An 18,673-nucleotide genomic window follows, 5' to 3' on the forward strand; every position below is an offset into this window, starting at 1 on the left:
GAAAGGCAATGCTTTCTGTAAAATATTTCGCATGAAGACTAAGCGAGCCTACAAAGAACGATTCTACCCAACACCTGGGCAAACTCAGCTACTTGCTCAGTCGTTTGGTTGTGCTCGATTTGTTTATAACAATACGCTTCGTTTTCGCACTGATGCCTACTACAAAGACGGGAAATCCATATCCCACTCTGAGGTAGAAAAAAGGCTTGTCTCGCTCAAGACAGAGTTTCCATTTCTGGCTGATGTATCCAGCGTGATTCTTCAACAAAAGCTTAGAGATCAGCAAGAGGCTTTCAAGAAATTTTGTAATGGAAAAGCCAAATACCCTAAATTCAAGAAAAGACACTCAAGACAAAGTATCCGGCTAACAAAGGCCGCTTTCAGATACAAAGATGGTCAGCTTTTCATTGCCAAAAGCAAAGATCCGCTGAATATCCGGTGGAGCCGACCGCTGTCTTCTGATCCTTCAAGTATCACCATCATCAAAGATCGGGCAGGCCGGTACTTTGTGTCCATGCTGTGTGAGTTTGAAGCTAAACCAATGCCTATTAGTAACAAGACAGTAGGCATTGATTTAGGTTTGAATGATCTGTTCATCACTTCAGAGGGTGAAAAATCCGGTAACCCAAGGCACACCAAACGCTACGAGATAAAGCTCGCCTATCTTCAGCGTCAGATGTCAAAAAAGCAAAAGGCAGTAGCAACAGAGCCAAAGCAAAGCTCAAGGTTGCACGACTTCATGCCAAGATTGCCGATTGTCGGATGGATGCCACCCACCAGGCATCACGCAAACTCATTAACGAGAACCAAGTTGTTTGCGTAGAGTCTCTGAACGTGAAGGGCATGATCAAAAATCCAAAGCTGGCAAAGCATATAGCCGATGCAAACTGGGGAGAGTTTGTCCGTCAGTTGAAATACAAGGCTGATTGGGCGGGTAGAGGTCTGGTTAAGATAGACCGTTTCTTTCCAAGCTCTAAACGCTGTTCCAGTTGCGGATTTGTCCATGAAAGTCTGCCGTTGTCTATTCGTGAATGGGAATGCCCGGAATGCAAAACCCATCACGACAGGGACATTAACGCAGCGAAGAATATCAAAACCGCCGGACTGGCGGGGTTAGCCTGTGGAGCGACTGGAACGGGGGTAGAGGCTTAAAAGCCCCTACCTAGGGAAGGCGTGACGAAGCAGGAAGGTTCTTGGAGCGATCTAAGAACCCTCGCCCGAAAGGGCGGGGAGTGTCAGCCCTGTTCCTGAAATAGTGCGATCATGACCAACCCGGTGCACCGGTCCCCTTTGCTTTCGATGGCTGAGTTGACCAGCCCGACCCCCGGGCAAAGCCCTCGGCAAAGGCATCTGTGCTTTGGTAATTCATTTTGCGTCCTTTCTGTTATTTGCCTACAGTGGTAGGGCAATGGCGTGATTAACAGGGTACCAAGTTGAGGTAAAACGATGAATAGCTTATACGAGACTGACTATCATCAGTGGTTGAGTCAGCAACGGGAACACCTCATTCAAGGTCAATTAGATCAGTTAGATGTTGAAAACTTGATTGAGGAATTGGAAGTGGGTATTAAAGACCATATTCGTGAGTTAAAGAGACATTTGATTAATTTATTGCTTCATGTGCTCAAGTGGGACTATCAGGAGAAAGTACTAAAAGACCCGTGGGTGGACGTATACGTAAAGCACATCTGGCTACCTAGCATTAGGAACGCTTTAAGGGCGATTGAATTATTAATTGAACAAAATCCTTGTTTAAAACCACAGACTGACAATGTACTAAAAAGTGCGTATCCGGCAGCAAAACGAGATGCTATTGATGAAATGAATAAATACGCTCGGCACGAAAACCAGAAACTTAACCAAAATAGTTTTCCTGGCGAGTGCCCTTGGAACTTTGAGCAAGTCATAGAATATTCCCAGTCTGTTTTAAAATAACAGCGGAGGAAATATTGTGAATAACTTATACGATAAAAGGGATGCGATAAAAGGGACACCCTTATGCTGCTCAGGATGGGTGGAGTTGAAGGGAGACTGGCACGGTCTTTATTGTTGGTTCGGAGTTTGCATCCTTCGACCGTACATCCTGAGCGGAGTCGAAGGATGTGGACTCTGAACTAACAAAGACTGTGCCAACCACCCTTCGACTCCGCTCAGGGTGAACGGAGTTTGGGTGCCATTGATAATCTGGTGCGTGGTAACGAGGAGTGTATGGATATCAGAGCTTGGCTGCACTAGAAGTACGGGGTATCCAGTTGAGGAAAAACGATGAACATACCTACTGACGTTCAGATTATTACCCATTCCGATAAACCAGCTTTTGCTGTCGTGCCCTATGACCAATGGTTGCAACTCACTGGCCAGGACACTGAAGTCTATTTCCCTCATGAAGTGGTGGGCTTTCAGTTACAGGGTTATAGTCTGATTGCTGCATGGCGCAAGTATAAAAAACTGAGCCAGGTACAACTGGCTGACCAGCTGGGTATCAGTCAATCCGCTATGGCCCAAATTGAAAACACGGAATCAAAGCCAACGGATCGAACTTTGAGCCGTGTGGCGCAAGCTTTGGGTATCACTGTTAAGCACTTGCAAGACTGATTGAGAAAATTATCGGCTCTTTTGGTCAGTTAAGGGTGGTTGGCACGTTCTTCGTTGTTTTGGCTGCCAATACAGGGTATTTTTTGTAGCTATTTGCTGCAATGGTAGCATTATGCTACTTTCATAAAGTGATTATCAATTGGGGATTTTTTTATGGCTTCTGCACCATTGAGATTAAATGAAGAGTTAGTCCGAAAAGCTGCTATTGTTGGTTCGGCGATGAGTAGAACCCCACCCAAGCAAATAGAGCATTGGGCGAAAATTGGGAAAATCCTGGAAGAAAATCCCGACTTAACTTATTCCTTTGTTGAGAGGATACTGATCGCAAAGGCAGAAATGGACTCTGGGGAGGTTGTTGATTACGATTTTATGGACGACCAACAATGAAGGTTGTAGCAACAAAATCTTTCATTAAATCAAAGAAAAAACTACATAAAAACCAAATCATTGATTTAAACAAAGCTGTAAAAAAGATAATCGCCAACCCACTCATCGGAGAGAGAAAGAAATATGACCTTGATTTTTTGAGGGTCTACAAATTTAAAATGGCTAAGCAATTAACTTTACTCGCATACAGCTACAGCGAAAATTCCTTGATTCTTACTCTGATTGATTTTGGCGCACACGAAAATTTTTATCAGAGATTGCAGAGAAAAAATATGAATTAAGGAAATCCCTGAGAAATAAAAGGACACCCTTATATTTGATAAACAAACCAGCTTGTCTATTTTTTCCCTGTCGCTGATTTTTTAGTTCCGGCAGGAGAGATTATGACCCGTGCGCGAAGTTCACTGATCGACCCAGGTTCGACACCTTATTATCACTGTATAGATCGATGCGTACGCAGAGCGTATTTGTGTGGAGAGGATCATAATTCATTTTGCATCCTTTCTGTTATTTGCCTACAGTAGTAGGGCAATGGAGTATTAACAGGGTATCAAGTTGAGGTAAAACGATGAATAGCTTATATGAGACTGACTATCATCAATGGCTAACCAATCAGGTAGCTTTGCTGAGAAACCATGACTTTGACCAGCTGGATTTAGAGAATTTGTTGGAGGATTTGGAGTTGGGTATTAAGCAAGACCTTCGAGAGTTAGAAAGTTTTTTGGTTAATCTCATACTCCATTTGCTTAAAATGGATTACCAGACAACGGTTTTGAGAGACAGTGTGGCTACCGAAAGAGTTATTAAAGGTTGGGCTGAAAGTGTATTTAATGCAAGGTATGGAGTTAATAAAATAATAGAAAAAAACCACAGCTTAGCACCGAGAATCGAAGATGTTTTAAAAGACTCTTACTATGAGGCAAAAAAGAAAGCTATTGAAGCTATGAACTTTTATGTTAATGCCAATCAAAGGCTTAACGAAAGTAGCTTTCCAGATACTTGTCCGTGGTCTTACGAGCAAATGATGACTGATGACTGGTATCCACTGAACGGAGTCGATCTTTTTCACAGTTAAACTTTAAACAGCCTGCCAGAACGCTAACCCGATTTAGGCCTTGGCAGGCAGAGCGGTTAAATTTGAGAGGCATTACCAAGAACTTCAGAAGCCCACTGGTTAAGACTTTTGCCTTTGGCTTCAGCAGCAGTGGCAGCAGCAGCATGAACTTCAGGACTAATCCGTAGCATAAGATTGCCTGAGTATGGCCTTTGAGCTGGACGGCCCGTTTTCTCACTGATGGCAATATATTCATCAACTGCCGTATGGAACGCAGTTTCCAGTTCATCGACGGTAGAGCCGTGAAAACCAACAATATCTTTTATGCCAGCCAGATGACCGACAAAGATGCGATCTTCGTTATCGTACTCAACTCTGGCAATGTAATCCCCGTATTTCATCATATTCATAGTGTGATCCCTGCTTGTTCCAGAAAGCGTCGAGCATCTTTGATACGATATCTTAACGATGCTCCATCTGGATGTGGTCTGTGGAAGTCAGCACGTACGTCGTTGAGCACAAAGCTGACTGAAGAACCGCCTTTGGTTGTACGTTCAGCCCCTAATGACAGAAATAACGCTTCGACCCTGCGCCACTCAATATTGCCATTGATTGGGTTAGCAAAGATGGCCTTTAGTGTTTTTTTGCTTGCATTATTCATAATGGGGAATGATAGCTAAATGTGCAATCATTGCAAAATTTATTGATACCACATCGTTCCAGTGAGAGGCCGCCCCGATAGTTCCTTCCATGGTCAGGGCTAAAAATTCAGGCGATGCGGTATGATGCAGTATTTACTTTTATACGTACGCAACTAAAATAAAGCGTACATACCCAACTAAAATAGGTTCAACATGGCAAATCAGCAGAATGGACAAGAGCCCATCAATCTGACCAATCTCAGGAAAAACATCTACGCCATCTTTGACGAGATTATAAAAACAGGACAATCCGTAGCCGTTGATCGTGGTGGTGTCAGCTTGACAATCAGCCTGACGAACAAAGGCTCTAAGCTGGACAGGTTGGAAAGTATGGGCGAGCAATCCATAATCATTGGCAATGAGGACGGGTTAGAGAATGAATCAGTGTTTGATTGGGAGCCTGACAATGGTTTTAATTGATACTCACATAGCCGTCTTTTTACAGGGCAGGCAAGTCCGAAAGCTCTCTCCTAAAGTCAAAGTCATGCTGGATAATAACGACATCGTGCTGCCGGAAATGTCCAGGCTTGAACTTCAGTACTTGAATGAGATTGGCCGAATTACTGAGACTCCGAACAATATTATTCAATTTCTTTATACCGAAATTGGACTCACCGTGTCGAAAACCCCCATGTCGAGACTGGTGGATGAGGGCATTCTGCTGCCCTGGACACGAGATCCTTTTGATCGACTTATTTGTGCTGATGCTCAGGTACAGAATATCCCACTAATCACCCATGATCAGAAAATTCTGGATCATTTACCTCAGGCTTGCCGCTGAAGGCCGAGCCAAATGAAATCACGCTATGCGTGGGAATACATACGGCGGGCTGGGCACACTCCGATGTAATGGCATGGGAGCGAGTTGATACCAAATAATTAGTCTGTTGGAAATTTTTGTTTTTGATGCAGAACACGCATAACGCGGATATTCTTATTGTCGATGTAGTAAGAAACAATCATTGATACTTCTGGAATGATTAATAAACGCCCACGAATGCCATCACGCTCAACACCCATATAGGGTTGCTCTAGCAAATTCTCAACTTTAGCTTCAATAACTTCATCAGTCTTTTCAGCAGCTATGGGGTTAAATTCGTAAATAAACTCAAAGATTTTTTCTCTATCATTTAATGACTCCACTTCCCAATAAATCATCAACGATAACCTCGCTTACGAATTTTCGCCTTGCGTTTTATCATTTCATTTTTGGCCGCGTCATGCTCTATAAAATTGGATTTATGAGAATCAAGTTTCTCAAAAGCCAAGTTGACTTGTTCCGTTAACCAAGCTTCTTGCGATAATATTTTTCTCTGCTGATCAGCAAGTTGTTCTGTAAGTTCTCGGCAGGCATCGCTAATAGTTCGCCCTTGGCTTTCAGTCATCTGTTGAGCCAACCTTTTCGTTTCTTCATCGACTCGAAATTGTATTCTGGTTTCCATAACATAACTCCTTTCTCTGTGTGTACGTATGTTAGCACGCAAAGGTGCAGTGAACAAAGAAAAGCAAGAAAAAAAGGACACCCTCAAGAAAAAAAGGACACCCTTATATTTACCCCTTTTAAGTACCAAGTAAGTGTGGATGTCTTTTTAAGTAATAAGTAAGAAATCATCAAAAATCAGCAACTGGCCCAACTGCTAGAATTGCTCCTACCCATGCTGATGAATGGCTAAGTCACCATCAAATAATCTAATCTCACAAGAAAATCAGGAACTCCGGCGTGAAAACACCCTATCAAATCATTGAGATCAGGGAAGAGGTGGACTCTCCCGAGGATCTCGGTACCAAAGAAAAATTCTGGTATACCTGGCAGGGACAGAAATGGCTGTTTAAAAAGTCACGCCCGCTAACGGGGGAACACTGGTCGGAGAAAGTGGCAGAACAACTATGCCAGAAGCTGGGCATCCCTCACACGACCTATGAGTTGGCGAGTTTTCAGGGCAATGTTGGTGTCACCTGCCCAAGCATTATTAAGGATCGTAGCGGTTGGCGGATGACGCTGGGTAACCAGCTGTTAATGTCCAGTGACAATACTTACCCTGGCAATGAGCAGAAGCGGTTTGTCCGGGTCAGGGAGCATACTGTGGCCAGGGTGATGGGCATTCTTGAAACTGCAAAAAGTGGTATTCTTCCGCCCTTTCAAGGAAAATTCCCTGAGTTTATGGACGCGGCGGGCGTGTTTACTGGCTACCTTATGCTGGATGCGCTGATCAGCAATCAGGATCGGCATCACGAAAACTGGGCAGTATTGCTGGATGATGGCACCGGAAAAAAGTACCTTTGCCCAACGTATGATCACGCTTCCAGTCTTGGCTGCACAGAACGGGATGCAACACGACAGCAGCGCCTGACCACAAAGGATCCGGGCTTTTCCGTTGCGGCATACGTAAAAAAAGCCGGTTGCGCACTCTATAAGTCCAAAGCCGACAAGAAACCATTGAAAACCATAGATGCTTTTATGATTGCCAGTGAAATACACCCCCGGGCTGGAGAGTTCTGGCTGAATAAACTTAGCCTGCTGGACGAGGCCGAAACAGGTCAGCTGCTTCAGTGAGTACCAGAGGAGATAACAACCCCCACAGCCATTCAATTTGCGGAACAAATGATTCTGGAAAATAGAAGGAGCCTACTATGCATTCAAAAGTAAACAGCGTATTTTTAGCCTGGCAGGACCCGTTAAAAAGGGAGTGGCACCCGGTAGGCAAGCTGACCCGGCACGGTGATCATTACCAGTTTCAATACACTCGGGGAGCAGGCCAAAGCAAACGGTTTACACCGTTTACCGGTATGGAGGATTTAACCAAGGTTTATCAGTCTGAGCAGTTGTTCCCGCTGTTTGCCAACCGACTGTTATCAGAACGTCGGCCTGAGTATAAGCTGCTATTATCCTGGCTGGGTATCGAGGGGCAGCATTGCCCGTTGCTTATTCTGGCCAAAACCGGTGGATTTAAAAATACTGATAATTTGCAGGTTTTCCCTGAGGTGCAGCAGAACACGACGGGGTCCTTTGAATTCGATTTTTTTGTTCATGGTGTACGCTATGTTTCGGACTCCGCCCGAGCCCGGATTAAAACGTTGCAGTCGGGCGATCCGCTGCTACTGATGCAGGATTTTCAGAACCCGAAAGACCCGATGGCCCTTGTTATTCGTACCAACGAAGCACCGGAGATCGTTGGTTATTGCCCAAGATATCTGGCGAAAGGCATTCATCAATTGATGACTCAGGAAGCTGACCTCACGCTTGTGGTTAAACGGGCTAATGACGATGCGCCTTTGTACTATCAGCTGATGTGCACACTGACCGTCAAGACAGAAGATGCAAAATCACAGTGTGAACTTTTTGATGATGAAGCGTTTAAACCATTCTGCCCCACCTTATAGCTCGTTTCCGGGTTCCAGAGGCTGTCGCAAAGCTCTGGTACCCATGCTCAAAAATAAAAGGGCATCCTTATATTTGACAACGAAAAAAAGGACACCCTTGTATTTACCCCTTTTAAGTACCCTTTAAGTAAGTGTGGATGTCCTTTTAAGCTTTCCTTTTAAGCTTGGATAGGCGGTTCAAAATCTGGATAAGTATATCCTCAACTTTATAAGGAAGAAGGATGTTGCCAGCATTGCGAGGGCTAGCAAGATAGATATAAAAAACTGGTCTAAGCTTTACCGCTTACTATCTTGTCAATTACTTTTTTGTATATACAATCTGATATGAGCAAAGAACTCAAAAAGCCCGATTACATTAGTCAGGAAGACTGGGATTCAGTGGATGTCCCGGAATGGACCGATGAAGAAATTGCTAATGCCCGTCCAGCTGTAGAAGTTCTCCCCGAAATTGTTGAGGAATACCGCCGAACCCGCGGACAGCAGAAAGAACCGACCAAGGAGCAGGTGTCTATCCGCCTCAGCCCTGAGGTACTGGATTATTTTCGTGGTCAGGGTAAAGGCTGGCAGACACAGATTGATGATATTTTAAAAGCACACATTGCCGGACACTGAATTGTCGCCGCAGGGCGGAGGCAATCTGCCAGGGCGGTCAAGGAACCCCGCACTGAAATCCTTAAAGCAACCTATTATAAGAACATCTTCATATGGGAATGATGGTTATGTCAGAAGCAGTCACGATAAAACTGATCAAGCTCAAACAAGAAATGAGTAGATTTGCAGACCCGACAAACACTGAGGGTTTTTATAGGCATTTTGTTTTCTGGGTCTACAACACATGGGTTAAAAGCGGTTTTTCAAAACCCATAACTCACCCTGGCAATAACCCCATGAGCCTCATAACTGTCCATCCAGTCATAGTGATAGCTCAGGGTAACGGCCAGGTTGCCGCGACTTTCCATATTAACTGCAGCACCGAACTGGTAACGGCTCTGTTCACGTCCGGCCCCGTTCACCACGAACGCATTACCACCCTGGGCAAAGTGTGCGGTCATGGTCACCGGGTCATCCTTGAAGTCGTGGTAGGCCATCAGGCTGACTTCTGGTTTGACGGTCATGCTGGCTGTGGCAATATCGCCCAGCAGTTTTAAACCGGCGCCTAGCTCCAGTATTTCGTAAGTGTCGTTTTTAACTCTGTCAAACCGCAGGTAATTGGATCTACCAGTAACGCCCACCTCCCTGTAGTCGTCTGGCTTGATGCTGGCATAGTTGAAGGCCAGCTGTGGAATCCAGCTCCATTCTGCTGACTGACCCAACGGTATTTTATAGCCACCCAGCAGACCGATATCCCAGGCGTTGATGTCATAGTTTGATTTGATCTCGTTGCTCCCGACATAGCGTTTCCCGTCATTTTTACCCCAGGTATAACCTAGACGACCATCGACAAACATGGGGCCTTGCTCAAAGCTGGAATATACGCTGAAGGTATGGCCTTCGTTATCAATCGTGTTGTCTGAGCCACCTTTTCCTTTAATATCACTCTTCGTATAGGTGTAGGCGGCACCTAACGTGATACGTTCATTGAGATCAGAATCGACACCCAGTGTGAAGCCATTGGTTTTGGCCTGATAACCGAAGTAGCCGTTCTTTTTATCCTGAGTGGCATCGCTGTAGGCGTACTGCAACCAGAGATTACCGGAAGAGACCATATCACCCGCAGCAATACCGGTGCGAAGCCCGGACTGGCGGGCACCAACGGCACTGACGGCCTGCCTGATTGAAGCGATGGCCGAACCGACCGTGGCGCCAGACAGGTCAGGTGTCATCTGGTCGGCGATTTTGGCAATTTTGACAGGATTGTCATGGTCTTTTTTGAGTTCGTTCAGCACCCAGGTGTTCAGGGGGTCACTGTCACCGTCGCCTGAGTTGAGCAGGGACGATGTACTGCTTCTCTTACGATTGACTGCGGTTTCGATGGCTTTTATTGCCGATTTGTTAGCACCGCCGGATCTGGCAAGGTCACCTACGTAGGTGCCTTTACCAATGCTGGCAACAAATAGCTGTCTGGCAGTCAGTTTGGGATAGATTCGGGTGTAACGACTGAGTGGTGTAGTCGTTTCGAGGCTGGGTCTTGTATTAATATCGCTGTCGGTTGATTGCATCAAAAGATATTCAGTGCCCGCAACGATATCCGTTTTATTATCCAGTAAAACAACGGCGTCAGGGCCGATGTTAACGAAATTGGCTTTGACGTAAGGCGCTTTCGGATCGCTCTGCTTATCCAGGGTCAATTCCAGTCTGCCATCCTGTCTGTAAACGCCTTCTACTGCCAGCACCGTGTTATGCCTTGTTGCAGCCAGCGTACCGCCTTTTGCAACATGGAGGTTGGTGATGTAAGTGACTGAACTGGGAGTTGATTGAAGCTTTTTGATGGGTGTAACAGAGACGGTCTGGTTTGAAGTCAGGGTCAGTTTGCCGGTGACGTTTACTGTCCCCATGGTTTCTATCCGTTGACCACCGAATTGAGTGTCCTCACCACTGAAGGTCATGGAGTCCAGCCCGGTCATATTACCTTTCACAATACCTGCCTGAACATCCAGAGTGTCGCCTTTACCGGTTCGGCTCAGGATACTGCCAATGCTGCCGCCACTCTGAATAATATTGATGCCCGGACGGCGGTGCTCACTGAGGTCATTAAACTCAATGGCTGACACCGTGCCACTGTTGAGGAGTGTGACGTTCTTAAGGCCAGAGTGAGGTTCCGGTGGTGGCGCGGTGAAACTGAGCGGCAATGTTGAAGCAGTATTGCCGGGCAAATTGACGCCACGGGTGGTAATCAGACTGGCGGCAGCTCTTTCAACCACAATAATGCCTGCCGGATCTTGTATGGCAGCGGTTGTCCAGTCTTTGCCCATGATCCGAATGTCCCGTATGCCACTGACAGACTGAATAATGCTGCCACCTTCGAGAAACAGCTTATCGTCCAGATCTGGACGGCCTTTTATAGAGAAAGTAGTACCCGCTGACTGAACAAATTGCAGTGGCGGTCTGTGACCAGCACTGGATAAATCAAGGCTTCCCACCTTTCCATCATTGAACACGCTAAAGGATTGACCCAATAAAGTGGGTTGATTATGGAACGACACCAGTAGTTGATTTTTTCCTTTCTCTGTGACGACGGGGTTATGATCAACGATTTCGTTGATGACACCCTTTTCATTAACGAACACGGTAAAAGGATCATCCATTTTCAGCGAACCCCAGTCTGATCCCCGGATAACCAGATGATCAAAGCCAGCCTGCTCCTTAACATCGCCTGAAACCATGACAAGGGTGTCGTGCATGTCAGATCGGCCTTTTACGCTCTGGACAGTGCCACCTGATTGCATAAACACCAGAGGAGGGCGGTTAGCATCACTGGAAAAGTTCAGGTTTTTCAGTGTTCCATGATTATCCACCATAAAGTGGTGATCGTCGGCGTAGTCACCATTAAAGACCAGGGCAAGCGTTTTATTTTTCGATGTAGATTCAGTGCCAGTGCTGATATCGTCAACCCCCCCGGCAGACTCTATTTTGATGGAGTAGGGGTTGGTGACTGGCCCGGTCACTGACCAGTTATCGCTACTTTCCAGATAAATTTTTCTGGCACCCTGCAGGTCGGTGATTCGGGCTTTGCCCTGCAACCATAGATTCGCTTGTTGGTCAGCATTGCTGATGATGCTGACCGGGTTGCTGCTGGTCTTTATATTCAGGATTTTTCCTGTCGGTTCTGTTACCTGAGTTGCCTCGTCAGAAACAAGGATCCCATTTATAGCGGATTTCAGAGACACTTGTCGTGTGCCGTCGGCCCATCCCCCAAAGCTCCATTCTGAACCTGTTACCTTGATGCTGCTGATATTGGTAACGGAACCCGCCACCGAACCAGAGTTCAGTATCAGTTCATCGTAGCGATCAGGGTCGCCTGTGATGTTTGCTACATCGCCCCCTTCCACAAAGAGCCACAGAGGAGGCCGGTAGTCTTTGGCAGACAGGTCAATTTTCTTGATGGTGCTTTCAGGTAAACTGTATACGCCAAGGTTACGGCCAACCAAACTTGATTCACTGAACGACAGGTAGAGAGACTGGGGTTTGTTGGCAGGACTCTGGGTGGAAATTTCGTTAATGACACCTTTCGATTCTGAGGTAATGGTGAGCAGGTTGGGCAAGGCGGCATCAGGCGAAACTGACCAGGCCCCGGAATCGAACACCTTTATATGTTCAAGCCCTGGGACAAGACTCACCTGCGCGCTACCGAACACGTACAGGTTTTCTATCTTGCCTCCCTTATCACTCCTTACGTCCAGTCTGTTCTTGCTATCACCCGTAGTAGCAAACCTTAAAAAAGTGCCAGGGGGGTTAATCAAGGATTCTTTTTTGTCACTCACAATCAAGTGACTCATCACACTGGATGCATTAAGGGTGGCCGCACCTGAAATCCAGCCACGGGTGCTCCAGCCTTTTCCGGAAACATCAATATTGGTGAAGCCGGAAATATCGCCGGTGATGGTCACGGGGGTATCTTCGCTCTTGGGAGTAATATGGAGGAAGCTGCTTTGGCTGCCGTTACCGATAATGTCGCCCTTAACGGATACGCCTTCTAAATACAAAGGGTTGATCGTTGCTGTTTCCGGCCCCATTTTAATGGCAGGCGAACCCTCAATATATCCGTTGTATTGAACGTGAACGCCATGTGGAAAGTTACCCTCCAGCAACAAGCCAGTGCCGGTACCTTTGATCCTCCCCGGATTCACAAGCTCACCATTATTGGAGATTTTGATACCCGTTGTGCCCGGATGGGTAAAGACAGTACCCGTCGTTAACCCGTTGTCTATTTGGCCCTGGTCTGTATCGGTACTCAGACCAACACTGCCCTTACCAATGACATTGATAGTGCCCTTGTTAACGGCGACAGAGTAGCAGTCTTGTGGTGGCTTACTGCGGGCAAAGACTGTTGCAGCCATGCCATAGTCGTTTCCACCCTGAACGTTGATGATGCCTGTGCTGTCATTCAAAATCACTGCATTACCCTGAAGAGAGGGGGGAGACCGTTTGAAATTACTAGCTTTCATTCCGTACGATGGAGCCGGAAATTTGTCGTTTAGGTTAATGGTGCCTTTGTTTGTGCCTAAACCGTTCAAAACCATCAAACCAATCGCTTCATCGCTTAAGGCATTAATGGTTGCGCCCTTCTCATTAGTAATAGAACCATCATCTGGAAAAAGTTCAAGGCCTCTGGGTGGGCCTAGTCTCTTTACCCCTTGAATATTCATTGTGCCGTAATTGCTGGCAGTATCCTTCGATTTCTCTAGTCTGATGATTACCTCAGCGGCATGACCAGTTTTGTCTTTTGCACTACTGAGTTCTCCATCATTAATGACTGAGTTACCGCCAACGTCCTTACTTCTTATCATAAAGACCTCAAACCCTGCGGGGGCAGGTGATTCGCTTGTGACAGCGCCTCCTTTTTCGATGGTTAATTTTCCTCCTTTCATTTCTATGAATTTTATCTCAGCGGCTGTTTTTGCATCTTCGGGCCCAACGGTGATGGTTACGCCACTCGGTATGGTCTCTTCTCCTGTCACAACTTTGGTTTTTTCGGGGGGCCATTCTCCGGAAGGAAAGTCGTTACTGTTATCTTGTCCCAAAGCCCATCCGGAAATCACAGAAGCGATGGTAAAAGCAAGAAGGCTCTTTGAGAAAAACACCTGAGACTGACGATGACTCATTGATACACCTTCAAAAGTCATTGGAGTTTGAGCAGGAGGCTCACTGTGAGAAAAAGGCGGCAGACGGGAAAAGACTACCGACGAAGGTCTGATTCAGCGTTTAAAAAGTGATCAGAGCTGGACTGCGTGCAGTTTAGGTAGACAAAGGGATGTTTTGAAATATTCTTTAATTTTTAAAAAAACAGTTTTTAGCCTAAAAAGCGACACAGGGGTTGTATTGTGGTTCACTCAGAACTCATAACTGACCCTGGCAATAACCCCATGGGCCTTGTAACTGTCCGTCCAGTCATAGTGATAGCTCAGGGTAAAGGCCAGGTTGCTGTGGCTTTCCATATTAACCACGGCATCGAACTGGTAACGGTTTTGTTCACGTTTGGCTCCGTTCACCACGAAGGCATTGCCACCCTGGGCAAACTGCGCGGTCATGGTCACCGGATCATCCTTGAAATCGTGGAAGGCCATCAGGCTGACCTCAGGTTTAACGATCATACGGGCGGTGGCAATATCGCCCGACAGTTTCAGACCCGCGCCCAGTTCCAGTATTTCGTAAGTGTCGCTTTTGACTCTGGCAAATCGCAGGATGTCTGACCAACCGTTAATGCTTAGCTCCCGGTAGTCGTCTGGCTTAATGTTGACATAGTTGAAGGCCAATTGGGGCATCCAGCGCCATTCTCCTGACTGACCCAAAGGTATTTTGTAGCCGGTCAGAAGGCCGAGATCCCACGAATTGACGTCATATTTGACCTTGATCCCATTGCTGACAACCTGGCGTTTACCGACATTATTACTCCAGTTATAACCTATGCGGCCATCGACAAATACAGGGCCCTGCCCAAAGCTCGAATAGACGCTGAGGGTATGGCCTTCGGTATCGAACCTGCTGGTTGAATCATCGGTCCCTTTTACATCACCCTTTGAGTAGGTATAGGCGACACCTAACGTCATTCGTTGATTCAGATCAGAGTCAACACCCAGTGTGAAGCCATGGGTTTTGGCTTTGTAGCCGTTGTACCCGTCCTTTTTATCCTGAGTGGCATCGGTGTTGGCGTACTGTATCCAGACATTACCGGAGGTCACCATGTCACCGGCAGCAATGCCGGTGCGAAGGCCTGACTGTCGGGCACCCACGGCAGTGCGGGCCTGTCTGATCGCAGCGGTGGCCGAACTGATGGAAGCACCGGACAAGTCCGGAGTCATCTGGTTGGCCGTTTTGGCGACTTCGGCAGGATTGTTATTGAGCCTCTTGATCTGACTCAGGAGCCAGCTGTTCAATGGGGCATTGTCGTCTGATTGGCGGGCGGTCAGTGCTATTGCAATGGCTTTCGAGGCTGAATCGTTGGCACCGCCGGATCTGGCAAGATCACCAACGGGTGTCGCTACATGGTAGCTGACAAGGAACAGCTGTTTGGCTGCCAGGCGAAGGTAGTAAAGGGTATGAGGAGTGAATGAAGTCGTTACGAGGAGGGGCTGTGTCTTAATGTTGGAGTCGGATGATTGCATTAAAATATAATATTCGGTGCTCTCATCGACATCCGGTTGATTCTTCAGCCAAACAACGGCGTCAGGCCCGATTTCAACAGAGTTGGCTTTGACATAAGGCACTTTTGGGTTGCTCTGCTTATCCAGTTGAACTTCCAGCTTGCCATCCTGCTTATAAATGCCTTCTACTTCCAGCGCAGTGTTACTTCTTGTCGCAGACAGCGTACTCCCTTTCTTAATGTGGAGAGTGGTCGCATCAGTGGTCGCATCAGTGGTTGCACCGGGAGTCGATTGAACCTTCTTGACAGGAGTGACCGACACTTTCTGGTTTGAAGTCAGGGTCAGTTTTCCACTAACGGTCATTGTCCCCATGGTTTCAATCCGCTGACCACCGAACTGAGTGTCTTTACCACTGAAGGTCAGGGAGTCGAGCCCGATAATATCGCTTTTCACGGTACCGTTCTGAACATCCAGAGTGTCACCTTTACCCGCCAGGCTCAGGATGCTGCCAATGCTGCCACCCTTTTGAATAATGTTGATGGGTGAGCGTTTAGCGGTGGTAGGGTTATCAAACTTGATCTCTCCTATTGTGCCACGGGTGTTTAATGGCACGTTTTTGAAGGGGGTCGCTGACTGGGTGAATTTAAGAGGCAATGCTGAAGCACCGCCAGCAGGATCTGCGTCTCTGGTCGTCATCAGTCCGACTGTACCGTCTTCAGTCACCGTGATGCTTAATGGGTTCTGTATTGCAATGCTTTCCCAGTGTTTGCCTGTGATCCAGATATTATCTATGCCACTAACCGATTCAGTGATCTTGCCACCGCTGAGAAACAGACTATCGCCGTGGTCTGGTTGACCTTTAATGTTCTCGATGATGCCATCGAGATGGTTCAGTAAGAGTGGCGGACGTACGGAGTTGGGTTTTGAGATATCGATTTCATGGATTTCACCGCCTTCATTCTTGATAGCAAAGACTGACCTATTCGGGAAAGACTTTGTAAAGTCTAATACCAGGAGATTAGTTCCTTTTTTAGCCGACAGGTCATTGGTGATTCTGTTAACGACAGCGCCTTTGACAACGTTCACAATGACAGGATTATTCATTCTCAAAAAGTCCCATTTATCTCCCTGGATAATCAGGTTATCAAAGCCGCTCATTTCCAGGATAATGCCTGAAACCATTATAAGAGTGTCGTTCATTTTATAGCGTGCTTTTACAAGGTTAGCGCCACCACTGGATTGGACAAAGTGCAGTGAAGGGCGGTGAGCGTCGCTGGAAAAGTCCAGGCTGACCAGTGTTCCATGGTTATCCACTTTAACTAAGTCGCTTTTGGTATAGGTGGGGTTAAATACCAGGTTTAAAGTGCCAGGGTAACTGCTGCGGCTGGAGTAGCTATTGATGTAGTTGATCTTCGCACCGTCATTTATAGTTATGGAGTTGGGGTTGGATAGTGGCCCCGCCACTGACCAGGCGCTGGCATTATCATTGGTTACCATGATGGTAGAGATATCATTAATCGCTCCTGTCACTGAACCCTTATGCAGTACCAGTTGATCGTTCAGGTCAGAACGGCCCTTTATGGTTCCTGCCTCACCCCCTTGCAGAAGCATTAATAGAGCTGGTCGGTCGTCTTTTGAAGACAGATCAATCGTCTTGATGGTGCTCCCAGGGAAGCTTCGTACAACAAGCTCACCCTGACCATCCAAAGCTGATTGGCTGAATGACAGATTGAGTGATCTGGGTTTGTTAGAGGGGGGGTTAGTCGTTATCTCTTCAATCTCGCCTTTTAAACCAGCAGTAATGGTGAGCCGTTCAGGCAAGGATGCAACACTCGAGACTGACCAGTTCCCGGAATGGTACACCGCCATATGTTTAAGCCCTGGTGCACTGGATGTATCAAAACAGGTCACCCCTGAAATCCAGCCATTCACGTTCCAGCTTGTTCCGGAAATATCAATGGTGGAAAAGCCGGAAATATTGCCCTTCACGGATACTGTCGTATCTTTACCCGGGGCTTTTTCAGGGAGAGGTGCAATATGAAGAGCGTTATCTCTGCCATCAACACTCTCGATGTTTCCTGTTATGTGTCCTCCATACAAATGCAGAGGTGATTGATCCGCCTGCTCCATTTTAATGGCAGGCGACCCCTCAATGACGTATCCGGGCCTGATGCTAAGGCCTCTTGGAAAATTACCAGAGTAAAGCAATCCGGTGCCAGTACCTCTTACAGTTCCCGCATTCACTAACTGACCATTGCCTGAGATTTTGATGCCAGTGCCATTATCTTTGGTAAAAATATTACCAGTGTTGTCTACTTTAGCTCGATGTGTGTCTGTGCTCATACCAACGCTACCGTCGCCAGCAACGTTGATAGTGGCCCAGTTGGCAGCAGTGGAAGAGTAACCGTCCGGGGGGGGCTGATTGGCATCAACGGTTGCAGCCATACCATAATTGTTTTTGCCATTAACGTTGAGGGTGCCTCTGTTGCGAATTTCTGCATTACCCTGATCTACGGAGTCGTGGATATTTTGATTTCTGGCTTTCATTCCATAGGATGGTTGGTCGCTTGAGGATTGGCTTGACAGGTTAAGAGTGCCACTGTTTGAACCCAACCCGTTGATAACGAGAAAGCCAATTGCGGGAGCGCCTAAAATATTAAAGGTTCCATTTATCTCATTAGCGGCCTGAGAACTTTTGTGCACAGCCTGAAAGGCTATGGGTACAGTTCGTCTCTTTATCCCCTGAACAATGAGTGTGCCCTCGTTGCTGATATTATCCCCATATTTGGTCAGGGCCATGATGACGTCTGCAGCGTAACCGCTCTTATCCCGGGCACTGCTGAGCACGCCCTGGTTAGTGACTTTATTATTCAAGCCGACAGCGCTAACGATCATGTGAACCCCGGCCTGCACTTTATCGCCACTGGGTAATTCGCTCGTCAGGGAACCTTCGATGTTTAATGTTCCATTCACCATTTTCAGGTAATTTATCTCGTCGGGTTTAGATGCATCAGCGGGGCCTACGGTGACGGTACTGCCTTTCGGAATGGATTCTACCCCTTCTACAACTTTGGTTTTATGGGGGGGCCATTCGTTGGGGTCAAAGCGGCCTCCACTATCATCCCCTGAGGCACTACCACCTCCTGAAGCCCACCCTGAAATCACAGAAGCAATGGTAAAGGTTAAAATACTGTTTGAGTGAAGAATACGAGGCCTGCAATGAGTCATTAATACACCTTTAAAAATCATTGGAGTCTGGGTAGGAGGCCGATAGTGGGAAGAGGCGGCAGATCGTTTGGAAAAAGACCAGCGCT

Annotated in this window: 16 protein-coding genes and 1 pseudogene; 11 read left to right on the forward strand and 6 right to left on the reverse strand. The window is 46.9% G+C overall.

The genetic code is table 11. From position 1 onward, the window contains the following. Window positions 1-31 precede the first annotated feature (31 nt). From K7B67_RS04755 to K7B67_RS04785, 6 genes and pseudogenes are all read left to right on the forward strand, one after another. Window positions 32-1,152: pseudogene (locus tag K7B67_RS04755) on the forward strand (RNA-guided endonuclease TnpB family protein). Between the two features lie 294 nt (window positions 1,153-1,446). Beyond that, entirely contained in the window at window positions 1,447-1,935 is a 489-nt protein-coding gene (locus tag K7B67_RS04760; RefSeq protein WP_252179224.1) for a DUF29 domain-containing protein, read from the forward strand. 330 nt (window positions 1,936-2,265) lie between these two features. Beyond that, window positions 2,266-2,595, forward strand: coding sequence for a helix-turn-helix transcriptional regulator (locus K7B67_RS04765; protein WP_252179225.1), 330 nt, complete (start codon window positions 2,266-2,268; stop codon window positions 2,593-2,595). A 153-nt stretch (window positions 2,596-2,748) separates the two neighbouring features. Further along, window positions 2,749-2,982, forward strand: coding sequence for a ParD-like family protein (locus K7B67_RS04770; RefSeq protein ID WP_252179226.1), 234 nt, complete (start codon window positions 2,749-2,751; stop codon window positions 2,980-2,982). Next, a complete protein-coding gene (locus tag K7B67_RS04775) occupies window positions 2,979-3,263 on the forward strand; it encodes a type II toxin-antitoxin system RelE/ParE family toxin (RefSeq protein WP_252179227.1) in 285 nt (94 codons plus the stop codon). Before K7B67_RS04770 ends, K7B67_RS04775 begins: the two co-directional genes overlap by 4 nt. A 287-nt stretch (window positions 3,264-3,550) precedes the next feature. After that, window positions 3,551-4,057: a DUF29 domain-containing protein gene (locus K7B67_RS04785; protein WP_252179228.1), complete on the forward strand. Its 507-nt coding sequence runs from the start codon at window positions 3,551-3,553 to the stop codon at window positions 4,055-4,057. Window positions 4,058-4,113: 56 nt separating this feature from the next. On the opposite strand, the gene K7B67_RS04790 is transcribed toward K7B67_RS04785, so the two are convergent. Continuing rightward, window positions 4,114-4,446 (reverse strand): type II toxin-antitoxin system HicB family antitoxin, encoded by a 333-nt coding sequence (locus tag K7B67_RS04790; protein WP_252179229.1) that lies wholly within the window; start codon window positions 4,444-4,446, stop codon window positions 4,114-4,116. Next, the gene (locus tag K7B67_RS04795) at window positions 4,443-4,697 is read right to left on the reverse strand and encodes a type II toxin-antitoxin system HicA family toxin (RefSeq protein ID WP_252179230.1); all 255 of its coding nucleotides are present in this window, start codon (window positions 4,695-4,697) and stop codon (window positions 4,443-4,445) included. Before K7B67_RS04795 ends, K7B67_RS04790 begins: the two co-directional genes overlap by 4 nt. Window positions 4,698-4,890: 193 nt before the next feature. Here K7B67_RS04795 and K7B67_RS04800 point away from each other — a divergent pair, with 193 nt between their 5' ends. Both K7B67_RS04800 and K7B67_RS04805 read left to right on the forward strand, forming a co-directional pair. Further along, window positions 4,891-5,157 (forward strand): hypothetical protein, encoded by a 267-nt coding sequence (locus tag K7B67_RS04800; protein ID WP_252179231.1) that lies wholly within the window; start codon window positions 4,891-4,893, stop codon window positions 5,155-5,157. Continuing rightward, window positions 5,144-5,518, forward strand: coding sequence for a hypothetical protein (locus K7B67_RS04805; RefSeq protein WP_252179232.1), 375 nt, complete (start codon window positions 5,144-5,146; stop codon window positions 5,516-5,518). The genes K7B67_RS04800 and K7B67_RS04805 overlap by 14 nt, the downstream gene beginning before the upstream one ends. Before the next feature lie 98 nt (window positions 5,519-5,616). On the opposite strand, the gene K7B67_RS04810 is transcribed toward K7B67_RS04805, so the two are convergent. After that, window positions 5,617-5,895, reverse strand: a complete 279-nt coding sequence (locus K7B67_RS04810; RefSeq protein WP_252179233.1) for a type II toxin-antitoxin system RelE/ParE family toxin — start codon at window positions 5,893-5,895, stop codon at window positions 5,617-5,619. Next, window positions 5,895-6,179 carry a type II toxin-antitoxin system RelB/DinJ family antitoxin gene (locus K7B67_RS04815; protein ID WP_252179234.1) on the reverse strand — a complete coding sequence of 95 codons (285 nt, stop codon included), beginning with the start codon at window positions 6,177-6,179 and terminating at the stop codon, window positions 5,895-5,897. Before K7B67_RS04815 ends, K7B67_RS04810 begins: the two co-directional genes overlap by 1 nt. Window positions 6,180-6,457: 278 nt before the next feature. On the opposite strand from K7B67_RS04815, the gene K7B67_RS04820 reads away from it, so the two are divergent. The 3 genes from K7B67_RS04820 to K7B67_RS04830 all read left to right on the forward strand — a co-directional run bounded on the left by K7B67_RS04820 (window position 6,458) and on the right by K7B67_RS04830 (window position 8,730). Continuing rightward, the gene (locus tag K7B67_RS04820) at window positions 6,458-7,291 is read left to right on the forward strand and encodes a hypothetical protein (protein WP_252179235.1); all 834 of its coding nucleotides are present in this window, start codon (window positions 6,458-6,460) and stop codon (window positions 7,289-7,291) included. A gap of 77 nt (window positions 7,292-7,368) precedes the next feature. Then, window positions 7,369-8,118, forward strand: coding sequence for an HIRAN domain-containing protein (locus tag K7B67_RS04825; RefSeq protein ID WP_252179236.1), 750 nt, complete (start codon window positions 7,369-7,371; stop codon window positions 8,116-8,118). Between the two features lie 324 nt (window positions 8,119-8,442). Then, the gene (locus K7B67_RS04830) at window positions 8,443-8,730 is read left to right on the forward strand and encodes a BrnA antitoxin family protein (RefSeq protein ID WP_252179237.1); all 288 of its coding nucleotides are present in this window, start codon (window positions 8,443-8,445) and stop codon (window positions 8,728-8,730) included. Between the two features lie 242 nt (window positions 8,731-8,972). Here the strand turns inward: K7B67_RS04830 and K7B67_RS04835 are convergent, their stop codons facing one another. Then, window positions 8,973-13,880: an autotransporter outer membrane beta-barrel domain-containing protein gene (locus K7B67_RS04835; RefSeq protein WP_252179238.1), complete on the reverse strand. Its 4,908-nt coding sequence runs from the start codon at window positions 13,878-13,880 to the stop codon at window positions 8,973-8,975. A 228-nt stretch (window positions 13,881-14,108) separates the two neighbouring features. Beyond that, a complete protein-coding gene (locus K7B67_RS04840) occupies window positions 14,109-18,587 on the reverse strand; it encodes an autotransporter outer membrane beta-barrel domain-containing protein (protein WP_252179239.1) in 4,479 nt (1,492 codons plus the stop codon). Window positions 18,588-18,673 lie beyond the last annotated feature (86 nt).

Origin of the sequence: Endozoicomonas sp. 4G, assembly GCF_023822025.1 — a bacterium.
In the GTDB taxonomy this organism is placed as follows: domain Bacteria; phylum Pseudomonadota; class Gammaproteobacteria; order Pseudomonadales; family Endozoicomonadaceae; genus Endozoicomonas_A.

Excerpts from the sequence above, each read along its gene's own strand:
- K7B67_RS04760 (WP_252179224.1), top strand. The coding sequence starts at position 1,447 with ATGAATAGCTTATACGAGACTGACTATCATCAGTGGTTGAGTCAGCAA.
- K7B67_RS04765 (WP_252179225.1), top strand. The coding sequence starts at position 2,266 with ATGAACATACCTACTGACGTTCAGATTATTACCCATTCCGATAAACCA.
- K7B67_RS04770 (WP_252179226.1), top strand. The coding sequence starts at position 2,749 with ATGGCTTCTGCACCATTGAGATTAAATGAAGAGTTAGTCCGAAAAGCT.
- K7B67_RS04775 (WP_252179227.1), top strand. The coding sequence starts at position 2,979 with ATGAAGGTTGTAGCAACAAAATCTTTCATTAAATCAAAGAAAAAACTA.
- K7B67_RS04785 (WP_252179228.1), top strand. The coding sequence starts at position 3,551 with ATGAATAGCTTATATGAGACTGACTATCATCAATGGCTAACCAATCAG.
- K7B67_RS04790 (WP_252179229.1), bottom strand. The coding sequence starts at position 4,446 with ATGAATATGATGAAATACGGGGATTACATTGCCAGAGTTGAGTACGAT.
- K7B67_RS04795 (WP_252179230.1), bottom strand. The coding sequence starts at position 4,697 with ATGAATAATGCAAGCAAAAAAACACTAAAGGCCATCTTTGCTAACCCA.
- K7B67_RS04800 (WP_252179231.1), top strand. The coding sequence starts at position 4,891 with ATGGCAAATCAGCAGAATGGACAAGAGCCCATCAATCTGACCAATCTC.
- K7B67_RS04805 (WP_252179232.1), top strand. The coding sequence starts at position 5,144 with ATGGTTTTAATTGATACTCACATAGCCGTCTTTTTACAGGGCAGGCAA.
- K7B67_RS04810 (WP_252179233.1), bottom strand. The coding sequence starts at position 5,895 with ATGATTTATTGGGAAGTGGAGTCATTAAATGATAGAGAAAAAATCTTT.
- K7B67_RS04815 (WP_252179234.1), bottom strand. The coding sequence starts at position 6,179 with ATGGAAACCAGAATACAATTTCGAGTCGATGAAGAAACGAAAAGGTTG.
- K7B67_RS04825 (WP_252179236.1), top strand. The coding sequence starts at position 7,369 with ATGCATTCAAAAGTAAACAGCGTATTTTTAGCCTGGCAGGACCCGTTA.
- K7B67_RS04830 (WP_252179237.1), top strand. The coding sequence starts at position 8,443 with ATGAGCAAAGAACTCAAAAAGCCCGATTACATTAGTCAGGAAGACTGG.
- K7B67_RS04835 (WP_252179238.1), bottom strand. The coding sequence starts at position 13,880 with ATGAGTCATCGTCAGTCTCAGGTGTTTTTCTCAAAGAGCCTTCTTGCT.
- K7B67_RS04840 (WP_252179239.1), bottom strand. The coding sequence starts at position 18,587 with ATGACTCATTGCAGGCCTCGTATTCTTCACTCAAACAGTATTTTAACC.